This is a genomic window from Rahnella sp. AN3-3W3, from assembly GCF_003263545.1.
Classification (GTDB): Bacteria; Pseudomonadota; Gammaproteobacteria; order Enterobacterales; family Enterobacteriaceae; genus Rahnella; species Rahnella variigena.
In genome coordinates this window covers 157,007-175,745 of the sequence record NZ_JYDG01000013.1, presented here as the reverse complement: position 1 = coordinate 175,745, position 18,739 = coordinate 157,007, and the positions used below count along the sequence as shown (strand labels likewise).

Sequence of the window (18,739 nt, the reverse complement as noted above, 5' to 3'; positions counted from 1 at the left end):
GGTGTGACCGGACGCATTGATTACCAGATTGAAAAATACCATTTTTCTGAAGCGGCAGAATCCCCTCGCCTTATCCAGCAATGGAAAGATGTGATTGCCGAATGTCAGGAAAATAAGGCGGGCGCCGCAGAGCGCCTGCGTATCGCCCTGCTCAATGTGGACTATGTCACCAGCTTTGAGCTGCCTTTCCGGCTTTTGCTTACCCGCGCGCCCCAGCTCATTGACAGCGTACGCGATGAATTGCAACTCAGTCAGAAAAATGTCCTGTTTAATGGCAAACGCTTCGGCTGCGTCTACAGCCTCAAAATGGATCTGGGCGGGATACCCGATGAGTTTCAATACCGTCTTACGACCCGTATCCGGCGCATCGATGCGACAGGAACAACGGAAGCCACTTACAGGGAAATAGCGCAACAAACCAAAGTGCCACGCGATCGTCTCCGGTTAGCACTGGAAGCAAGGCTGGAGGTCAATCCGCTGGACGGACTGTTCTGGTTCGGACTTCAGCGTATTGCGGCTGATGTTTTACGGCTGAGAAAAACGGGAATGGCGATAGCAACGTCTGAAGTCGAGGTATTTGATACGCTGACCGGGACGACAAGGCGCATTCCGGCGTACAGGCTGAAGGCGTAGTTATGCAGTCAACACTATGAATTTTAAACATTTAATCTATCTGTTGCTGATAGCCGCAGCGGCTGGCAGCGCCTGTATCCCCCACCCTTTTGTGATGTGGTTCTTAATCGTCAATCTGCTGACGCTGGTCTTTTACGGTGTGGACAAACGAGCAGCCTGTCACTCGACGAGCAGAGTTCCTGAATTCACCTTGCTGCTGCTTGGTTTTGCCGGTGGCTGGATTGGAGCGATTATTGGCCAGCAGCTTTTTCGACATAAAACGAAAAAACAGCCTTTTAAAACCTGGTTCGCCATCAGTGTGATAGTGAATCTGGTGGTTGTGGCAGGTGTGAGCTGGCTGATGAAGGATTTATTTCTTTGAAATGGTACGCCCTACAGGGCTCGAACCTGTGACCTACGGCTTAGAAGGCCGTTGCTCTATCCAACTGAGCTAAGGGCGCATTGCTTGTCCCTTTCGGGAGCGTTGCGGGTTCGGATTATACGGGCAGACCGGGACGAGTCAATGGCTTTCGAACTCTCTGCTTAATGCCTGAACAATTTGCAGATATTCCCGGACCGCCTTGCAACGTTATGTGACGGGTGTTGGCTATTTTTCAGATTTCAGCGCGGCCGCGATAACGCGGGCGGAAGCGTGATACGCCACACCTTCGTAAGCGGTCAGTTCCGGTTGCAGCGTTTGCACAATACCTTTTTTGCCGATGACCGCGGGCTGGCCGATATAAACACCCAGTTCTTCGTCCCAGGCCGAAACCGGCCAGACGCTGTGCGCATCGGACAAAATCGCATCCACCAGTCGCGCCGTCGCGGTGGCGATACCAAAACTGGTCCAGCCCTTTCCTTGCAGGATTTCCCAGCCACCGCCGCGCACGGCATCGTTCATTTTTGCCCAGTCGACGTCACGATCGCCCGCCAGTTCTGCCACAGGACGGCCGCCGAGTGTCACGGTGCTCCAGGCGACAAACTGCGATTCGCCGTGTTCCCCCATGACATAGCCGGTCACGCTTTTCGGATCGATGCCAAAGAACTCGCCGACCACGCGTTTCATGCGCGCGGTATCCAGTGACGTGCCGGTGCCAAACACCTGCGTGTCCGGGAATCCGCTGGTTTGTTGAATAATTTGCGTAATGACATCGCACGGGTTAGTGATGTTCAGGATAACGCCGCCGAAACCGCTGGCAATCACGCGCGGGATAACTTCACGCACGGCGGCGCGGGTCTCAGCGAGTTCTTCCAGACGATCTTCACGCAGTAAGGTTTTCGGGCCGACGGCGATAACTAAAACGTCGGCATCACCCAGTTCGCTATAATCGTTGGCGATGACCTGCACGCGTGAAGTGGTCAGCGACGCCATATCACGCAACTCCAGCGACTGACTGGCCGCTTTAGGTTCGTTCTCATCGAGCAAGACAATCACGTCACACAACCCCTGCGTGACCAGAGAGAATGCAACATCAGCGCCCACATGACCGGCACCGATGATCCCCACTTTGCGTGTCATTTGTTTCTTTCCTTATGATTTAAAAAGAGTCATATCTAAAATAGACACTTTTTTCGCCACTGTCTCAGGTTAAATTCTCACCCGTAATTCTGACCCGTTTAAACAAGTTATTCGCATTCAACGCCTGACAGCGCCCGCCGCTTCTGACAAAATAGGCGCATCCCCCTGCATTTATTAATTGATGGATTTATTCCCTGATGGCAGCAAAGATTATTGACGGTAAAACGATTGCGCAGCAAGTCAGAAGCGAAGTTGCGGCGCGTGTTCAACAACGACTGGCCGAAGGAAAACGTGCGCCGGGTCTGGCTGTGGTGCTGGTAGGTGAAAACCCGGCATCGCAGATTTATGTCGCCAGCAAGCGCCGTTCGTGTGAAGAGGTCGGGTTCATCTCGCGGTCTTACGATTTGCCTGCAACCACTACCGAAGGCGAGTTGCTGGATCTGATTGAAAAGCTCAATAACGACAGCGAAATCGACGGCATTCTGGTGCAACTTCCTCTGCCCGCCGGTATCGATAACATTAAAGTGCTGGAACGCATTCATCCGGACAAAGACGTCGACGGTTTCCATCCGTATAACGTTGGCCGTCTGTGCCAGCGCGCGCCAACGCTCCGCCCTTGTACGCCGCGTGGCATCGTGACGCTGCTCGAGCGTTACGGTATCGATACCTTCGGTCTGAACGCAGTGGTGATCGGCGCTTCCAACATTGTTGGCCGTCCGATGAGCATGGAATTACTGTTGGCCGGTTGCACCACCACCGTTACGCACCGTTTCACCAAAAATTTGCGACATCATGTTGAGAATGCCGATCTGGTGGTGGTTGCGGTCGGTAAACCGGGCTTTATTCCCGGCGAATGGATTAAACCGGGCGCGATTGTCATTGATGTCGGTATTAACCGCCTGGAAAGTGGTAAAGTTGTCGGCGATGTGGAATATGATGCCGCCGCTGAGCGCGCTTCCTTTATCACACCGGTGCCGGGCGGCGTTGGCCCGATGACGGTCGCGACGCTGATTCAGAATACCTTGCAAGCGTGCGAGGAATATCACGACATCAGCGCCAGTAAGCCTTAAACAATTCGCACTACACAAAAAGTCAGGAACACATGGAAACTTTCTTTCTCGAAAAACACCCGCACGTAGAACTGTGCGACCTGCTCAAATTTATGGGCTGGTGTGACAGTGGCGGTACTGCGAAAGCAGTGATTGCTGAAGGCCAGGTTATGGTCAACGGCAAAGTCGAAACCCGTAAGCGCTGCAAAATCGTTGCTGATATGAACGTTGAGTTCGCCAGCAACAAAGTCGTGGTGAAAGCGTCCGAATAAACTTTCCGGCGACGTAACACTGCAAAAGAAAAAGCCCTGCAAGCGAAAGCTCACAGGGCATTTTTTTATTCTCAGTTTGTGACGGGGTTACGGTTGAGTCACCCAAAGTACCGGCCATTCTCCGCCGCTGCTGTACCCGTCGCAGCTGGGTTCAGAAGCAAACGCCGCCAGACGGAACGCTTTACCATCAAATATCCAGCGCGATGAAACACCACAATCCCCGATACCCCGCCCTTTGTCATAGGTCGAAAGCGTGCCGGTTTTAGGATCGAAATCTGCATTGATCAGCTCAGGTGATCCCTCATCCTCGCCCAGTTTAAACGGCATATTCAGCGCCAGATCGTCCATCTTATAAGGCGCCTGCCGGTTCACCAGAAAACCCAGCGCGAAGAGATTATACGCACCCATATCGCAATTGACGGTCATCAGGGCCTTGTCGCTGCTCAAGGCAAAAATATGCACTTCACGTTCAGAAGGATCCAGGCTGCAATCGTTATTCTCAATCGTGGTCGCCGCGTTTTGCGTGATGGCTGAGATTTCAGATTCGGTTAACGCCTGCGGTTCACTGAAATGCGGCAGAACCGGCGCGGAAGGGATCGGTGGTACGGTATTTACCGGTTTTGTGCCGCGGTTAGCCCACGCCGTTTTAGTACCGACGCGCCCCTGCTGGGCATCGATCGCCAGTAATGCGGCTTTTATGCCTTTCAGGGAAATCACCGGAGGCACCGGTTGTGCCGGATCCGCTTTACCCGCCAGCGAAATTGCGCTGCCTTCGCGAATGGCGGCGATAAAATCATTCACTACCAGACGATTATTTGTGGAAAGATGTTTTTTACTGACATCCCATTCACGGTGATTAAAGCTCAGGGTTTTGCCGTTCATTTGCAGGCGTCCGGCAACCGGCGCATCTGCACTTTGTTCATCGCTGTTACGCTGATAATCAATGCTGACGGAGGATTTTCCTTCCGGTCCGGCTTCACGACTGATTTTCATCACCAGTTCCTGGCCGTCCTGAGAATTGCGCGCGACACAGTGGTTAAGGTTGTCACAACTGACCTGCCAGTCGCTATAAATGGCCTGTAAAGGCTCAGCCTGCGTGCTAAAAGCCAGCAGCGTGCCCAGCAGGCATAAAGGGGCGGTTATCCATCTGCACATTATGAGTTTCAACTCTGTTTGGATTTATCTTTCTGATAATAGCGTAACACCCGGCAAGAGACTGCCAACAATGCTGCATTTTTTATTCGAAATAAGAAAGAGATACCCCGTCCGATCGGGCTTTTACAGAGGATAATTTTTCTCCGGATATGAAATCACGTAATGGTGACGTAACGAAACATTCAGTACACTGGCAAAGCCAATAACGAAAAATAATGGCGTAAAGGATGACTTTCATTTCTCCGGGAGATTCAGATGAAGTTATGGATTTGGCTGATAGCCGTGTTTTCACTGCCTGCGCTGGCTGAAGAGCCGCCGGTGGTGTACTCCGGCACGCTGGGTAAAACCAGCATTGTGCTCGAACTGGATTTAAATAAACCAGACGAAGTCACTGGCCGGTATTTCTATCAGAAATATCATTTAGATTTACCCCTCAACGGTGCGCTGGATGGTCAGGAACTGAAACTTCAGGAAGGTCTGGACGATTTTGACGATACGCCACGTCCTGAGCTGACCCTGACGAAAGATGAGAATGGCGGCTGGCAAGGTAACTGGACCAATCCGCAAGGAAAAACATTGCCGGTGAAACTGCAACCGGTGCAAATGCCCGCAGCAGCCACGGACGACGGCTACCTGAGCGCGCTTATTCATACCGATCCTTACGAGTATCTGCGGTTATCTGCGCTGCAACTCAAAGCGGGTAAAAACGAGAATTTCATGGGCTACCAGCTGCAATGGTGGACGGAGCCGCAGTCGAAAATCAGCTTCTTTGAAATCGTCTCAGGCTATCCGGAAACGGAAATACAGGCGATTAACCAGAAATTGCGTACCCGCTTGTGGCAGGAAGTCAGCGGCTGGCATGCCTGTATGCTGGGCGCAAGCCGGTTTGGTCAGGGTGAATATCAGCAGACCGTCACACCGGAATACCTGAGTGATGAAATCGTCAGTGTCAGCGTGTTTACCTCGTATGATTGTGGCGGTGCGCATCCTGATTTCGGCGAATCGCCGGTCAACCTCAATGCCAAAACCGCAGAAACACTGACGCTGGAAGATGTGGTATGGGTTGGCGAAGGCGCGCCTTTCCATTATCTGAATGCGGAAGACCGTACCCTGACGGGCAAAAATGACGTGGATTTTGATACGTTTGCGGATTATCGCGATAAGAAATGGGCACCGTGGCTGGTGAAGCAGCTGACGGCGGCGTATCCGGAGCAAATGAAAAAGCCGACCGAAGAAAGTGATGATGATTGTGATTACTCGGATACTTCTGTCTGGCAATTCCCGGCGTGGTATTTCACGAAGAAAGGACTGTATTTTGACCCGACGTTCGCCCGCGTTTTGCGTTCATGCGAAGGTCCTGAATGGTCGGTTCTGCCGTGGTCTGCGATGAAAGGTCACGCGGGTAGCGTCGCTATAAGTCAGGAACACTAAAAGACGAAAGGCACCGTCGGGTGCCTTTTTTATTGAAGCTCATTTCATTGAAGCTCATTTCATTGAAGTTCAGAGGCGGAAACGTTATGCCAGCCAGCCCTGAATTTGCGCATGTTGTAACAGCATAATGGTCTTGCCGTCTTTAATGCGGCCATCTTTGATCATCGCCAGTGCGTCGGTGAACGGCACTTCGAGCACATCGATATCTTCATCTTCCACACCGCCACCGGCGTTCTGACGCTGGGACTCATCGTATTCTGCGGCAAAAAAGTGAACAATCTCCGTCACACTTCCCGGCGACATATAGGCTTCAAACAGTTTATCTACCTTGCCCACCGCAAAACCGGTTTCCTCAATCGCTTCTTTACGGATGCAATCTTCAGGCGAATCGTTGTCGAGTAAACCGGCACAGGTTTCCAGCAGCATGCCGGTCGGATTTCCATTGACGTAGGTCGGCATACGAAACTGTTTGATCAGCAGGACGGTTTTTTTAGGCCGGTTATAAAGCAGGATTGTCGCCCCGTTTCCCCGGTCATACACTTCGCGGGACTGCGGCTGGCGTTCGCCGTTGCGCCTGATTAAGTCGTAGGTGTATTTGCGAAGAACATACCAGTTATCAGAGAGTAACTGGTTCCGGACGTTTTCGATTCTGGATGACTTGTCATGAGATGACATATTGCGTGCCCCCGCTCAGAAGTTGTGAGAGAAGCCAGACAGCATAGCCGGATTCATCGGCTGCCGCTACCGTCAACCGTGCTCAATCGCGGTCAGAAGTTGCTCGCTATGACGTTCAATCCATTGGGGATCTAACGGCCCCCAGCTCGAGAGCTGATAATAACCGTCATTGTTGCGCACGCCCTGCTGTATAAACTCCAGCCCGACGCCCATTCCGGGCAGAGCTTTCAGCACATCCTGCAAAGTGCGCCGTGGCCAGCCGGTGATTTCCATCAGCTTTGGCACATTCGGTTTTTGTTCATTCCTGATCAACCAGCAAAGATATAAACGACGGGCAAAGACGGAATTAATTAGCAAACTCATCTGGACAGCTCCTGCCGGGATGTCATAAAAATGAAGATAGCCAAAGAGTAGACTGTTTCAGCGAATATCGCTGAGAGATAACCCTGTGTACGGGGAGGATTTTTTACATTATCTCCTTTATTTCTCCACGTTTTATGCCATATGAACAGGTAAAGTGCTTAGGCGTAGAACACCACTCTAACACTCGCTCCGTCCCGCCGGGACAGTACCGCCTCTGAGACCTCTTCTGAAAAGACAATTTCTATGAAGACAATGCTCAGGGGATTTTTTTGTCAGATTACTGGCATTGTGTTTGTTTGCTGATGTTAGTCACTCACGCCAGAGTGACAACGAGGTTCCTGAAGCATGGCTAACTTTTTCATCGATCGCCCGATTTTTGCCTGGGTTTTAGCGATCATCATTTCCCTGACCGGCGCACTCGCGATCTATTTTCTTCCGGTTGAGCAGTATCCTGATCTGGCTCCGCCAAACGTCAGGATCTCTGCAACGTATCCAGGCGCATCAGCACAAACATTAGAAAATACCGTTACCCAGATTATCGAACAGAACATGACGGGCCTTGATAATCTGATGTACATGTCGTCACAAAGCAGTAACGATGGTAAGTCGCAGATAACCCTGAGCTTTACTGCCGGTACGGATCCGAACGAAGCGCTCCAGCAGGTACAAAACCAGTTGCAACAGGCGCTGAAACGTCTGCCACAGGACGTGCAGACGCAAGGCGTGACCGTCTCAAAAACCGGTGATACCAACCTGATGATGGTGGCGTTTGTTTCCACAGACGGCAGCATGGATAAGCAGGATATCGCCGATTATGTGGCGTCCAATATTCAGGATCCGCTGAGCCGCGTGCCCGGCGTCGGCAGCATTGATGCGTACGGTTCGCAGTACGCCATGCGTATCTGGCTCGACCCGGACAAGCTGAATAATTATCAACTGACTACCGCCGATGTGGTCACCGCGATTAAAGCGCAAAACAGTCAGGTGGCCGTCGGTCAGCTCGGCGGTGCGCCTTCTGTGGATTTTCAGGCGCTGAATGCCACCATTAACGCGCAGTCTCAGTTACAGACACCGGAACAGTTCCGCCAGATCACCTTGAAAGTGAATCAGGACGGTTCGCAGGTCAAACTTGGTGATGTCTCAACCATCGGTCTCGGCGCGGAAAACTACGCCCTGCTCAGCCGGTATAACGGACAGGCCGCATCCGGTATGGGTGTGAAACTGGCGTCCGGTGCCAACGAACTGCAAACGGACAAAGCCGTCCGTGCGCGCCTTGAAGAGCTTTCTCATTATTATCCGCACGGGCTGAAAGCCGAAATCGCCTACGAAACCACGCCATTCGTCAAAGCGGCGATCACCGACGTGGTGAAAACGCTGTTTGAAGCGATCGTGCTGGTGTTCCTGGTGATGTATCTGTTCCTGCAAAACTTCCGTGCCACGCTTATCCCGACCATTGCCGTGCCGGTGGTTCTGCTCGGAACCTTTGCTGTACTGCATCAGTTCGGTTACAGCATCAATACCCTGACGATGTTCGCGATGGTGCTCGCCATCGGCCTGCTGGTGGATGACGCCATCGTGGTGGTGGAAAACGTCGAGCGCGTGATGAGCGAAGAAGGCCTCAGCCCCAGAGAGGCGACGCGAAAATCGATGGGACAAATTCAGAGTGCGCTGGTCGGTATCACCATGGTGCTGTCGGCGGTGTTCGTGCCGATGGCCTTCTTCGGCGGCACCACCGGCGCAATTTACCGTCAGTTCTCCATCACGATTGTTTCCGCAATGGTGTTGTCAGTGTTCGTCGCCCTGACGCTGACACCGGCGCTGTGCTCCACCATTCTCAAGCCTATCGCGCAGGGACATCATCACGGTAAACGCGGCTTCTTCGGCTGGTTTAACCGGATGTTCGACCGCAATGCCCGCCGCTACGAAAACGGCGTGGCACGCGTGCTGCGTAACAGCGTGCGCTACATGCTCGGTTATGCGGCGCTGGTCGCCTTGCTGGCCGTCATGTTTATCAAACTGCCGACCTCATTCCTGCCGATGGAAGACCGCGGGGTATTCACCGTTCAGATCCAGTTGCCACCGGGTTCGACGTTGCAGCAGACGCAAAAAGTCGTTGAAAAGGTCGAGAAGTATTTCCTGCAAGAAGATAAGAAAGACGTGCTTTCGGTATTCTCGACCATCGGCGCAGGCCCCGGCGGTAACGGGCAGAACGTGGCCCGTATGTTCGTGCGACTGACGCCGTGGGATGCACGCACCGGTGAAGACGATTCTTCTTTTGCTCTGATTGAACGGGCGACCAAAGCGTTTAACAAGATAACCGAAGCCCGCGTTATCGCCAGCAGCCCGCCCGCCATCAACGGTCTCGGCAGCGCGACCGGCTTTGATATGGAACTTCAGGATCACGCCGGACTGGGTCACGCCGCGCTGATGGCAGCACGCGACCAGTTACTTGAAATGACGTCGAAAGACAGTAACCTGACCCGCGTTCGTCACAACGGTCTGGATGACAGTCCGCAATTGCAGATCGACATCGATCAGGTGAAAGCACAGGCGCTGGGCGTGGCGATCGCTGATATCAACAGCACGTTAAGTACCGCGTGGGGCTCGACCTACGTCAATGACTTCGTGGATCGTGGCCGCGTTAAGAAAGTCTATGTGCAGGCCGGAGCGCAATACCGCATGTTGCCGGACGATATCAACCGCTGGTATGTGCGAAATTCTGCCGGAACCATGGTGCCCTTCTCAGCTTTCGCTACCTCAAAATGGCTGACCGGTTCACCGCGTCTGGAACGTTACAACGGTTATTCCGCACTGGAAATTGTGGGTGAACCGGCAACGGGCATCAGCAGTGGTACGGCGATGGATGACATGGAAAAACTGGTCGCGAAATTGCCGGTAGGTATTGGCCTCGAATGGACAGGTCTGTCGTATCAGGAAAGGTTGTCAGGTTCGCAGGCTCCGGCGCTGTATGCCATTTCTCTGCTGGTGGTGTTCCTGTGTCTGGCCGCGTTGTATGAGAGCTGGTCCATTCCGTTCTCGGTGATGCTGGTCGTTCCGCTCGGCGTACTCGGCGCGGTGATTGCCACCTGGATGCGCGGGCTGGAAAACGATGTGTACTTCCAGGTCGGGATGCTGACCATCATCGGCCTGTCGGCGAAAAACGCTATTCTGATTGTCGAGTTTGCCAATGACCTGAATGTTCGCGGCAAGGAATTGCTGGAGGCCACGCTTGAAGCATCGAGAATGCGTCTGCGTCCGATACTGATGACGTCGCTGGCATTTGTGTTTGGTGTTCTGCCGATGGCGACCAGCATGGGCGCAGGTTCAGGCAGCCAGCACGCGGTCGGTACCGGCGTCATCGGCGGGATGATTTCCGCAACGATCCTGGCCATCTTCTTCGTGCCGCTGTTCTTTGTGCTGATCCGCCGCCGGTTTCCCGGAAAAACCGCGCATCCCGTGATTGCCGATATCGCTGAGACAGTGCCCGCAGATCACAAATAACGGCGCTGAATTTCAGGCAACAAAAAAGGCGTTAATGTGAATTAACGCCTTTTTTATTAAGGATTTACTGGCTGTGAGAATCGTCGCTAAATCGGACGTAATGGTCTTCAAGAACAAACGTTTTTTATAATGACGTACTGCACTGAGAATAAATCTTTTCTTTGCTTTAACGGTAACGATGCGGGCAATTACGCTTTCAACATACGGTCGATAAAGTCTTTCCAGTGGCCTAACTCTTGCTCTAACATTTTACTCCCCTTGATTGGACGGACGGATTATACGTCTATTTTTTGACCATGTAAAAAGGCCTTCATTATTTTTTAAGCGCGATCACAATCCCGCCCCGTCTGGATCCTGCAGCCGTTTTGCCTCATTATGTGTCCCATCCTTACGTCCGTTTTTATGCGGGTAAAAAGTTCTTATTTTACTGACAGGTTACGTTTTTCTATGGCAACGACTTCCGCTCCAACCTCTTTTATTCTCTACGGCATAAAAAATTGCGATACCGTGAAAAAAGCCCGCCGCTGGCTGGAAGAAAACGGGGTTGAATACCAGTTTCATGATTATCGTGTCGAAGGGCTGGATGATGCGTTGTTGCAGAACCTGCTGGATAAGCAAGGCTGGGAAGCCATGCTCAATACGCGCGGAACGACCTGGCGCAAACTTGATGAAGCCACGCGCGCAGCCTGTGATAACGAAGCCAGCGCCAAAGCGGTGATGCTCGAACAGCCTGCGGTGATCAAACGTCCATTTTTGCTGGCCGCCGATGGTCAGTCCCTGCTGGGATTCAAACCAGAAACCTATCAGCAATTTCTCGCACAGGTGAAGTAACATGAGTTGTCCGGTTCTCGATTTAGCCCAACAGTTAATCCGCCGCCCTTCCCTCAGCCCGGATGACGCTGGCTGTCAGGAAATTATGATTGCCCGCCTCGAAGCCGCTGGCTTTCACGTGGAACCCATGCATTTTGGCGATACCCTGAATTTCTGGGCCACACGCGGCGAAGGTAAAACGCTGGCCTTTGCCGGTCATACCGATGTCGTGCCGACCGGCGATCACAAGCTGTGGGTGACCGGTCCGTTCGAGCCTACGCTGCGCGACGGCATGTTGTACGGGCGCGGTGCGGCAGATATGAAAGGTTCGCTGGCGGCGATGGTGGTCGCGGCGGAACGTTTCGTTGCCGCAAACCCGAATCATCAGGGTCGTCTGGCGTTTCTTATCACCTCAGATGAAGAAGCCAGCGCCGTCAACGGCACCGTAAAAGTGGTCAACGCGCTGATGGAACGCAATGAGCGCCTCGATTACTGCTTAGTCGGCGAGCCTTCCAGCACCACGCGCGTCGGCGATATTGTGAAAAATGGCCGCCGCGGTTCGATGACCGCTAATCTTCACGTACACGGCGTTCAGGGACATGTCGCCTATCCGCATCTGGCGGACAATCCGGTGCATCGCGCCATGCCTGCGCTGAATGAACTGGTCGCCACCGTGTGGGATAACGGCAACGAATTCTTCCCGCCGACCAGCATGCAGATCGCCAATATTAACGCCGGTACCGGCAGCAACAACGTGATCCCTGGCGAGCTGTATGTGCAGTTCAATTTCCGTTTCAGCACCGAACTGACTGACGCCATCATCAAACAACGCGTGGCAGAACTGCTGGACAGGCATAACCTGCAATACACCCTGAACTGGGTGGTTTCCGGTCAGCCGTTCCTGACTTCACGCGGTGCGCTGGTCGATGCGGTGGTTAACGCCGTGCGTCACTACAGTGAAATCACGCCGGAACTGCAAACCACCGGCGGCACCTCTGACGGGCGTTTCATCGCGCTGATGGGCGCGCAGGTGGTCGAACTCGGGCCGGTCAACGCCACCATCCACAAAATTAATGAATGCGTCCACGCGGCAGATTTACAAGTTCTGAGCCGTATGTATCAGCGCATCATGGAACAGTTAGTCGCATGATCAGCCATGAAATGCTGACCGGCCGCTCCGCTGAGCATCTGGTGACGCTGGGCGAAGGCCCGCACCGGTTGCAGAAAGAGGCAGCGCAGGCATTTGAAAAAATGCGCCAGGCCGCCAGTGTTGCCGGTTTTGATCTGCAACCGGCCAGCACTTTTCGTGATTTCAGTCGCCAGCTGGCGATCTGGAATGGCAAATTTCGCGGCGAGCGACCAGTATTAGATAAGAACAGCCAGCCGGTGGATATCAGTGAGTTAACCACAGCGGAACGTTGTGAGCTGATTTTACGCTGGTCGGCGCTGCCGGGTGCCAGCCGCCATCACTGGGGCAGTGATCTGGATGTGTACGATCCTTCTCTGTTACCGGCTGATAAAAAGTTGCAGCTGGAGCCATGGGAATACGAAGAAGGCGGTTATTTTTATCCGCTGAATCAGTGGCTTTCAGCACATATGGCGGAATTTGGTTTTTATCGACCGTACGCAGAAGATACCGGTGGTGTCGCCGTTGAACCCTGGCATCTGAGTTACCGTCCGCTGGCGCAGGAGTGCGAGAAATTGCTTACACCGCACGTTCTCATCAGCGCCTGGACAGGACAGGAAGTGGCCGCCGCAGACTGGTTAGCCGGTCAGATGACGGAAATATTTCCGCGATTTATCGCCCTCTCACCCCTTAAAGGAGCACACCATGGAGTGGCTTAAAGATTACTGGTGGATCGTTCTGATCATACTGGTCGGGATGTTAATCAGCGGGATCAAAGAGCTGAACCGCGTGGATGTTAAGAAGTTTTTGAAAGACAAACCGGAGATCCCACCGCACCGCGACAACAATGCGGAATGGGATAAAGATGACGAGTGGCCGAAGAAAAAGTAATTTCTATCCGGTAGCCCCTCATCTTTAATCAATATTAGTCGGCGGATAATCTAGCGATTCTCCGCCGATTGACTTTCTCCCCTGCCGGTAACATGCAACGTGAAACCGATGCACGGAGAGAACACGTCCTTTGCAAACACTACCTATTTCCCACCCTGTTCAGGCTGCGTCTGAGCATTTCGACGCCACGCAATTTCTGGGACTGGCTCCGTTTTTACGTATGAGCATCGCCGGTGATGAGTGTACTGACATCGCACAGGAGCTGGTGACCCGCGCGCAGCAAAACCCTGATGACGCCGTGCTGTGGATGAACCTGTCCACCGTCATGTTGTGCCTGCAGCGCACCGATCTCGGGCTGACTATTCAGGATCAGGCGCTGGCTATGCAGCAGGTTTATACCCTGAATGCCGCACAACAACCGGCGAAAATGCGCCTGCTGATGCTGATGGTTCCCGGCACGTTATCGGCCAATGTGCCGCTGGATTGCCTGCTGGAAAACAGCGATATCGAGCTGATTTACTACTACATCACGCCCGAAGCGCCGTTTGAAGCGCCGATCCCTGAGCATGATGTGCTGATGGTCGCCATCAGCGCCACCACTGAAAACCTGTTCCTGTTACAGCAGCTGGAAAGTATCACCCGCCAGTGGCCGGTGCCGGTCATCAATGCGCCGCAACATATTCCTAATTCCGAGCGTCATAACGCCAGCACGTTGTTGCAAAATCAACCGGGATTAACCATTGCGCAGGCGCATCTGGTGACATTCTCGGCTTTATCTGCGGTAGCGGAAGGCAACATCTCCCTGAGCAGCGCATTGCCCGGCAGTGATTTTCCGGTGATCCTGCGACCTGCCGGTTCACACGGCGGTCACGGTCTGGAAAAAATCACCAGTCCGGAAGAGCTGGCCGTTTATCTGACCCGTGTGCAGGTGGAAGATTATTTCCTTTCGCAGTTCATTGATTACAGCAACGCTGATGGTCAGTTCCGCAAATACCGTATTTCGCTGATCGACGGCGTGCCTTATGCCTGTCATATGGCGATTTCGTCGCACTGGATGGTGCATTACGTCAACGCCTTCATGTATGAAGATCAGAAAAAACGTGAAGAAGAAGCCGCGTTTCTGAATAACTTCCATGAATTCGTTGCCCGTCATCAGCAGGCGCTGAAGGCCATTTTTGAGACCACGCAGCTCGATTATCTGGGGATTGATTGCAGCGAAGCGCCGGACGGCAGTTTGCTGGTCTTTGAAATCGATCCGGCGATGGTCGTCCACGCGATGGATCTGGAAGTGATGTTCCCGCACAAACAAATCCATATGAATAAAGTTAAAACAGCATGCCGAGAGTTGCTGTTATCCCGTGCCTTTGCGCACAGCGGTGCATCGGCTGATGCGCCAGAAGGAAAAGAATAATCATGATTTCACGTAACGCCCTTAATTTCTCCGGTGGTCCCGGCGCATTGCCGGAAGTCGTACTCACACAAGTTGAAGCGGCGATTAAAGAAGTGCCGGAAGTTGGCCTGTCAATTCTCGGTATCAGCCATCGCTCTGACTGGTTTGCCGCCATTGTTGAAGAAACCGAAAATAACATCCGCACCCTGCTCGGCTTGTCGAAAGATTTCCATATCCTGTTCCTGCAGGGCGGCGCAACGCAGCAGTTCTCGATGGTGCCGATGACGCTGTTACGCGGTCAGAAACATGCCGCAGAATATCTGGATACCGGTTACTGGAGCAGCAAAGTCGTCACCGAAGCGCGTCGCGAAGGGCCGGTGAAAGTGCTGTGGAGCGGTGAATCTTGCGGGTTTAACCGCCTGCCCGCGGATGACGAACTGGCGTTTTCGCCTGACGCGCCGTATCTGCATTACGTTTCTAATGAAACAGTGGAAGGCTTGCAATTCCAGCGCGTTCTGGGACGTGACGATGTACCGCGTGTCTGCGATATGTCCTCTGATTTCCTGTCCAAACCCTGCGATGCCAATAAATTCTCAGTGATCTATGCCCACGCGCAGAAAAACATCGGCCCGGCTGGCGTCACTATCGTGCTGGTGCACGACACCGTGGTGAAAGCGTCGTCTGACGAATTGCCCTCATTCCTGAATTATCGCCGTCAGGTGGAATCCCATTCCAACCTCAACACGCCGCCGGTATTCGCGATTTATGTGGTGCTGCTGGTCACGCGCTGGTTGCTCAATGATGTCGGCGGTCTGGACAATATGGAACAGACCAACCGCCACAAAGCGGAACTGCTGTACGCGATGCTCGATAACAGCGACGGTTTCTATAACGGCTGGAGCAGCAAAGCGGACCGTTCACAAATGAACGTGGCATTTAAACTGCCGGATGAATTGCTGGAGAAGAAATCCTGGCGGAAAGCCATGAAGCAGGTTTCTCGGGTCTGTCAGGCCACCGCGCCATCGGCGGTATCCGTGCGTCTATCTATAACGCCCTTTCGCTGCCGGCGGCTGAAAAGCTGACAAACTTTATGGATGATTTCATGCGTAAAAACCGCAAATAATCACCATCAGGCAGACATAAAAAACGCCCCCGGTTGTCATGCAGCCGGGGGCGTTTCTTTTTAAAATCTCGACAAAATCAGCGCTGGCGCGATTTCGGCTCGTAATTCTGTAAATGAGCAATGGCGGTGTTGATCATATGCGAATCCAGTCCGTGGGCCATACCGGCCTGCAAATCCAGAGTACAGTCACAGCCCAGAGACTTCAGACGTTCTGCCGCACTTTTCGACTGGAATGGGTTGATCACCGGATCCTGCTCGCCGTGAATGAAATGTACCACCGTACCGGCGGCAATCGGCTGTTGCGGCAAAGACGAGAAACGTCCGCTGAAGGCGATAATGCGTGATGCCAGATGCTCTTCAACTTTCGTCGATTCCAGCGCCATGATGGTGCCCTGTGAGAAGCCCACCAGCGTGGTGTGCTCCGGCGTGACACCGGTTTTCTGCTGCCAGTCACGGACAATCTGTACGAAAGCCGGCATTGCGGCATCCACACGTGGCTGGCGATTTTGTTCGGTCACGCCTTGCACGGAAAACCACTGGAAACCGCGGCCAAAATCACAAATGTCCGGACTGCCGACGCTGATCACCTGCGCCTTCGGGAATGAAACAGCGAAAAACTTACCGATTTCGCCCATTGAAATCGGGTTATCACCCACGCCATGAAACAATAAAATCAGCTGGTTAGCTATTTCTTCCGGCTGCTGGACGATAATCTGTTCTGAGCTCATTGCTCTCTCCCGTTGTCGATTAATGGGTTCACTATACGCCGCCTGCCGGTCAGTGAAATCGGGTTTTATTGAACGAGTCTTTCCATTTTTTGCAATGAAACCGGTGACTTATTCCGCAGTTCCCGCGTCTTTCAGTGCCTGTTGTGTCTCCTGACGCCAGCGGGTCAGTAAGGCTTTACGGCCGGAAAGTTTCAGCGCCGTGACGATTTCTGCCACGCTCTGCCCCTGTTGCAGATGAGCACGCAGCGCGGTCAGCGGCAAAGCACTGTGTAAAAGCAGGCGATTGAGCGCCGGTAAACTGCTTTCCAGCGGACGATGAGCAAAAGCAAATCCGTTCAGTTCGCGCCAGTCCGCGTCGTCAGGCTGCGTGTCTGCCGGGCTGTTTAGCGGTAACACCGGATCCATCTGCGGCGCCAGCCAGCGCCAGTCACGGTTAAGCTGATATTCTGCACTCTCTGCCAGCGCCTGCCCTGCTGCACTGAGCGGTAATATCGCCATCGCGGCATAACATCCGCTGCTGGCTTCTTTCTGCATACTGATACGCACCAGCCGAAATCCGGCCTGCTGCCATAATGACGCCAGATCTGATGTGTAGCCAAAACTCACCGACAGGAAATCCAGCCCCGCCTGCTGCGCACGCTGTTGCTGTTCCGCCAGCAAATCGCGAGCAATACCCCGACGGCGAAACGCGGGATGTACCGCAATGCGGCTGACGCGCCGTGAACGTAATACGGCGGCTTCGGTGAAACCCGCGTGAGCCGCGAGTGATTGTGCGACCAGATTACCGCGCGGACGTCGCCTGCCCGCCCAGACCTCCTGCGCCAGTTCCGCACTCAGTCCGCCCTCATCCACCAGCCATAACGCGCCGGTCAGCGTGTTGTGCATCCGCGATGCGCTGAAGGTCATGCCCGGCGCATCCAGCAGACGACGCAGATCCAGCGGTGACGTACGGTAATGCGCGCTGGTAAGCAGGCCGTAGAAATCCTGCAACAACGCCGGTTCACTCAGCCAGTCTCCGGCATTAACCGGGACTATTTCTGATGTGCCGTCCGTCTGCTCAGCAACCGGAAGATGCTCATCAAACAGCAATAAATCGCTAATGAACGGCTCAAGAGTGTCGGCGAATGACCAGCGGATCGGCGCATTGAGACGCAGGTCATGCCACTGCGGCAAAGACGCACAGAATTTGAGTAAGAACCCGCGCCCCGTGCCTTCATATCCCTGAACCGTAGTGGTCAGCAACACACGCGGGAAAGCCGCAACCAGCTCTGAAAGCATCGGTGCCGGAATAGCGGCAGCTTCGTCGATAATTAGCCAGTCAGCGCCGGTTACAGCGCCTTCGCGGCATAACGCCAGCAGCGCATCAGGCGCGATAAAATGAGCAGATTCAGCTGGCTGATTAAGTATCTGGCTGGCCGACGCTTTGGCCGGTGCGGTCACGCAACAGCTGCCCGGCCACCGACGGATCAACATGCCCGCCAGCGTCGATTTACCCCGACCACGCGGCGCGGTCAGCACCCACACGCCGGACTGAGCCTGCATCAGTTGTTGTAAAATTTGCGATTGATCAGCGGTAGGCCGACCGTCGGGTGGCAGCCAGTCTGCTGCAACGGGCAACGGCGCGAGCTCAAAGGGCTGATTCTGCCGCCAAACCGTGACGCTGCGGTCTTGTTCAAGCAAACACTGGAAACGGCGGATAAAGCGCGGCGTCGGGATCGCCTGCGGCTGTTCGCTCCAGCGCAGACTATCGGCATCCGGCGTGTCAGCCCAGGCGCTCCATTCCGGCACCAGTAAAATCAGCCAGCTTCCGGCTTTCAATGTGCCGGAAAATGCCGCCAGCGCCTCGACATTCAGGCTATGGCGGGCATCAAACACGCCGTGAAAAATATCCTGCCCGAGCAGCGTATGTGCCGCTGACGGCGAACAGGCGTTCACGTCGTCAGGCGCGGAATCACTGAGCCAGAGCCAGTCACCGGCACTCTGTGCGCAGAACTGAATGGCCTGTTGTTCACACCACAGCGCGTCGCCACTGAACACCAGCAAACGCCGGACGCCCAGCCGCTGCATCTGTTGCTGTGGCAAAGTGACTGACAT

General features: G+C 53.8%; 18 protein-coding genes and 1 tRNA gene. 12 read left to right on the top strand and 7 right to left on the bottom strand.

What is annotated here, in order from left to right; genetic code table 11:
- Window positions 1-3 precede the first annotated feature (3 nt).
- Together UC15_RS06110 and UC15_RS06105 are read left to right on the top strand one after the other, a co-directional pair.
- Entirely contained in the window at window positions 4-633 is a 630-nt protein-coding gene (locus UC15_RS06110; protein ID WP_112287600.1) for a DNA-binding protein, read from the top strand.
- 16 nt (window positions 634-649) lie between these two features.
- A complete protein-coding gene (locus UC15_RS06105; RefSeq protein WP_112287599.1) occupies window positions 650-994 on the top strand; it encodes a DUF1294 domain-containing protein in 345 nt (114 codons plus the stop codon).
- A 2-nt stretch (window positions 995-996) separates the two neighbouring features.
- On the opposite strand, the gene UC15_RS06100 is transcribed toward UC15_RS06105, so the two are convergent.
- Window positions 997-1,073, bottom strand: a tRNA-Arg gene (locus UC15_RS06100).
- A 146-nt stretch (window positions 1,074-1,219) separates the two neighbouring features.
- Window positions 1,220-2,131: an L-lactate dehydrogenase gene (locus UC15_RS06095; protein WP_112287598.1), complete on the bottom strand. Its 912-nt coding sequence runs from the start codon at window positions 2,129-2,131 to the stop codon at window positions 1,220-1,222.
- Between the two features lie 197 nt (window positions 2,132-2,328).
- Between UC15_RS06095 and folD the strand changes: the two genes are divergently transcribed.
- Complete coding sequence (gene folD, locus UC15_RS06090) at window positions 2,329-3,201, top strand: bifunctional methylenetetrahydrofolate dehydrogenase/methenyltetrahydrofolate cyclohydrolase FolD (protein WP_095925051.1); 873 nt, start codon at window positions 2,329-2,331, stop codon at window positions 3,199-3,201.
- Window positions 3,202-3,233: 32 nt separating this feature from the next.
- The gene (gene ybcJ, locus UC15_RS06085; RefSeq protein ID WP_112287597.1) at window positions 3,234-3,452 is read left to right on the top strand and encodes a ribosome-associated protein YbcJ; all 219 of its coding nucleotides are present in this window, start codon (window positions 3,234-3,236) and stop codon (window positions 3,450-3,452) included.
- A gap of 87 nt (window positions 3,453-3,539) precedes the next feature.
- Here ybcJ and UC15_RS06080 read toward each other — a convergent pair whose 3' ends face one another.
- The gene (locus tag UC15_RS06080; RefSeq protein WP_112287596.1) at window positions 3,540-4,607 is read right to left on the bottom strand and encodes a DUF1176 domain-containing protein; all 1,068 of its coding nucleotides are present in this window, start codon (window positions 4,605-4,607) and stop codon (window positions 3,540-3,542) included.
- A gap of 255 nt (window positions 4,608-4,862) precedes the next feature.
- Between UC15_RS06080 and UC15_RS06075 the strand changes: the two genes are divergently transcribed.
- The gene (locus UC15_RS06075; protein WP_112287595.1) at window positions 4,863-6,038 is read left to right on the top strand and encodes a DUF3298 domain-containing protein; all 1,176 of its coding nucleotides are present in this window, start codon (window positions 4,863-4,865) and stop codon (window positions 6,036-6,038) included.
- Between the two features lie 84 nt (window positions 6,039-6,122).
- On the opposite strand, the gene nudK is transcribed toward UC15_RS06075, so the two are convergent.
- Together nudK and UC15_RS06065 are read right to left on the bottom strand one after the other, a co-directional pair.
- On the bottom strand, window positions 6,123-6,713 hold the full coding sequence (gene nudK, locus UC15_RS06070) for a GDP-mannose pyrophosphatase NudK (protein ID WP_112287594.1): 591 nt from the start codon (window positions 6,711-6,713) through the stop codon (window positions 6,123-6,125).
- Window positions 6,714-6,785: 72 nt separating this feature from the next.
- Window positions 6,786-7,070, bottom strand: coding sequence for a helix-turn-helix domain-containing protein (locus UC15_RS06065; RefSeq protein ID WP_198659671.1), 285 nt, complete (start codon window positions 7,068-7,070; stop codon window positions 6,786-6,788).
- A gap of 351 nt (window positions 7,071-7,421) precedes the next feature.
- On the opposite strand from UC15_RS06065, the gene acrD reads away from it, so the two are divergent.
- The 7 genes from acrD to serC all read left to right on the top strand — a co-directional run bounded on the left by acrD (window position 7,422) and on the right by serC (window position 15,876).
- Window positions 7,422-10,577 (top strand): multidrug efflux RND transporter permease AcrD, encoded by a 3,156-nt coding sequence (gene acrD, locus UC15_RS06060; RefSeq protein WP_112287592.1) that lies wholly within the window; start codon window positions 7,422-7,424, stop codon window positions 10,575-10,577.
- Between the two features lie 447 nt (window positions 10,578-11,024).
- Window positions 11,025-11,408 carry an ArsC family reductase gene (locus UC15_RS06055; RefSeq protein WP_112287591.1) on the top strand — a complete coding sequence of 128 codons (384 nt, stop codon included), beginning with the start codon at window positions 11,025-11,027 and terminating at the stop codon, window positions 11,406-11,408.
- Between the two features lies 1 nt (window position 11,409).
- On the top strand, window positions 11,410-12,537 hold the full coding sequence (gene dapE / locus UC15_RS06050; RefSeq protein WP_112287590.1) for a succinyl-diaminopimelate desuccinylase: 1,128 nt from the start codon (window positions 11,410-11,412) through the stop codon (window positions 12,535-12,537).
- Window positions 12,538-12,548: 11 nt separating this feature from the next.
- Window positions 12,549-13,232 carry a M15 family metallopeptidase gene (locus tag UC15_RS06045; protein WP_181955506.1) on the top strand — a complete coding sequence of 228 codons (684 nt, stop codon included), beginning with the start codon at window positions 12,549-12,551 and terminating at the stop codon, window positions 13,230-13,232.
- Window positions 13,219-13,404 (top strand): YpfN family protein, encoded by a 186-nt coding sequence (locus UC15_RS06040; protein WP_112287588.1) that lies wholly within the window; start codon window positions 13,219-13,221, stop codon window positions 13,402-13,404. The genes UC15_RS06045 and UC15_RS06040 overlap by 14 nt, the downstream gene beginning before the upstream one ends.
- Window positions 13,405-13,534: 130 nt before the next feature.
- Window positions 13,535-14,815 (top strand): RimK family alpha-L-glutamate ligase, encoded by a 1,281-nt coding sequence (locus tag UC15_RS06035; protein ID WP_112287587.1) that lies wholly within the window; start codon window positions 13,535-13,537, stop codon window positions 14,813-14,815.
- Between the two features lie 2 nt (window positions 14,816-14,817).
- A complete protein-coding gene (gene serC / locus UC15_RS06030) occupies window positions 14,818-15,876 on the top strand; it encodes a 3-phosphoserine/phosphohydroxythreonine transaminase (RefSeq protein WP_232829823.1) in 1,059 nt (352 codons plus the stop codon).
- Between the two features lie 118 nt (window positions 15,877-15,994).
- Here the strand turns inward: serC and ypfH are convergent, their stop codons facing one another.
- A complete protein-coding gene (ypfH, locus tag UC15_RS06025; protein WP_112287586.1) occupies window positions 15,995-16,645 on the bottom strand; it encodes an esterase in 651 nt (216 codons plus the stop codon).
- Between the two features lie 108 nt (window positions 16,646-16,753).
- On the bottom strand, window positions 16,754-18,739 hold the full coding sequence (locus UC15_RS06020) for a tRNA(Met) cytidine acetyltransferase TmcA (protein ID WP_112287585.1): 1,986 nt from the start codon (window positions 18,737-18,739) through the stop codon (window positions 16,754-16,756).

Excerpts from the sequence above, each read along its gene's own strand:
- UC15_RS06105 (WP_112287599.1), top strand. The coding sequence starts at position 650 with ATGAATTTTAAACATTTAATCTATCTGTTGCTGATAGCCGCAGCGGCT.
- UC15_RS06095 (WP_112287598.1), bottom strand. The coding sequence starts at position 2,131 with ATGACACGCAAAGTGGGGATCATCGGTGCCGGTCATGTGGGCGCTGAT.
- folD (WP_095925051.1), top strand. The coding sequence starts at position 2,329 with ATGGCAGCAAAGATTATTGACGGTAAAACGATTGCGCAGCAAGTCAGA.
- ybcJ (WP_112287597.1), top strand. The coding sequence starts at position 3,234 with ATGGAAACTTTCTTTCTCGAAAAACACCCGCACGTAGAACTGTGCGAC.
- UC15_RS06080 (WP_112287596.1), bottom strand. The coding sequence starts at position 4,607 with ATGTGCAGATGGATAACCGCCCCTTTATGCCTGCTGGGCACGCTGCTG.
- UC15_RS06075 (WP_112287595.1), top strand. The coding sequence starts at position 4,863 with ATGAAGTTATGGATTTGGCTGATAGCCGTGTTTTCACTGCCTGCGCTG.
- nudK (WP_112287594.1), bottom strand. The coding sequence starts at position 6,713 with ATGTCATCTCATGACAAGTCATCCAGAATCGAAAACGTCCGGAACCAG.
- acrD (WP_112287592.1), top strand. The coding sequence starts at position 7,422 with ATGGCTAACTTTTTCATCGATCGCCCGATTTTTGCCTGGGTTTTAGCG.
- UC15_RS06055 (WP_112287591.1), top strand. The coding sequence starts at position 11,025 with ATGGCAACGACTTCCGCTCCAACCTCTTTTATTCTCTACGGCATAAAA.
- dapE (WP_112287590.1), top strand. The coding sequence starts at position 11,410 with ATGAGTTGTCCGGTTCTCGATTTAGCCCAACAGTTAATCCGCCGCCCT.
- UC15_RS06045 (WP_181955506.1), top strand. The coding sequence starts at position 12,549 with ATGCTGACCGGCCGCTCCGCTGAGCATCTGGTGACGCTGGGCGAAGGC.
- UC15_RS06040 (WP_112287588.1), top strand. The coding sequence starts at position 13,219 with ATGGAGTGGCTTAAAGATTACTGGTGGATCGTTCTGATCATACTGGTC.
- serC (WP_232829823.1), top strand. The coding sequence starts at position 14,818 with ATGATTTCACGTAACGCCCTTAATTTCTCCGGTGGTCCCGGCGCATTG.
- ypfH (WP_112287586.1), bottom strand. The coding sequence starts at position 16,645 with ATGAGCTCAGAACAGATTATCGTCCAGCAGCCGGAAGAAATAGCTAAC.
- UC15_RS06020 (WP_112287585.1), bottom strand. The coding sequence starts at position 18,739 with ATGTCAGTCACTTTGCCACAGCAACAGATGCAGCGGCTGGGCGTCCGG.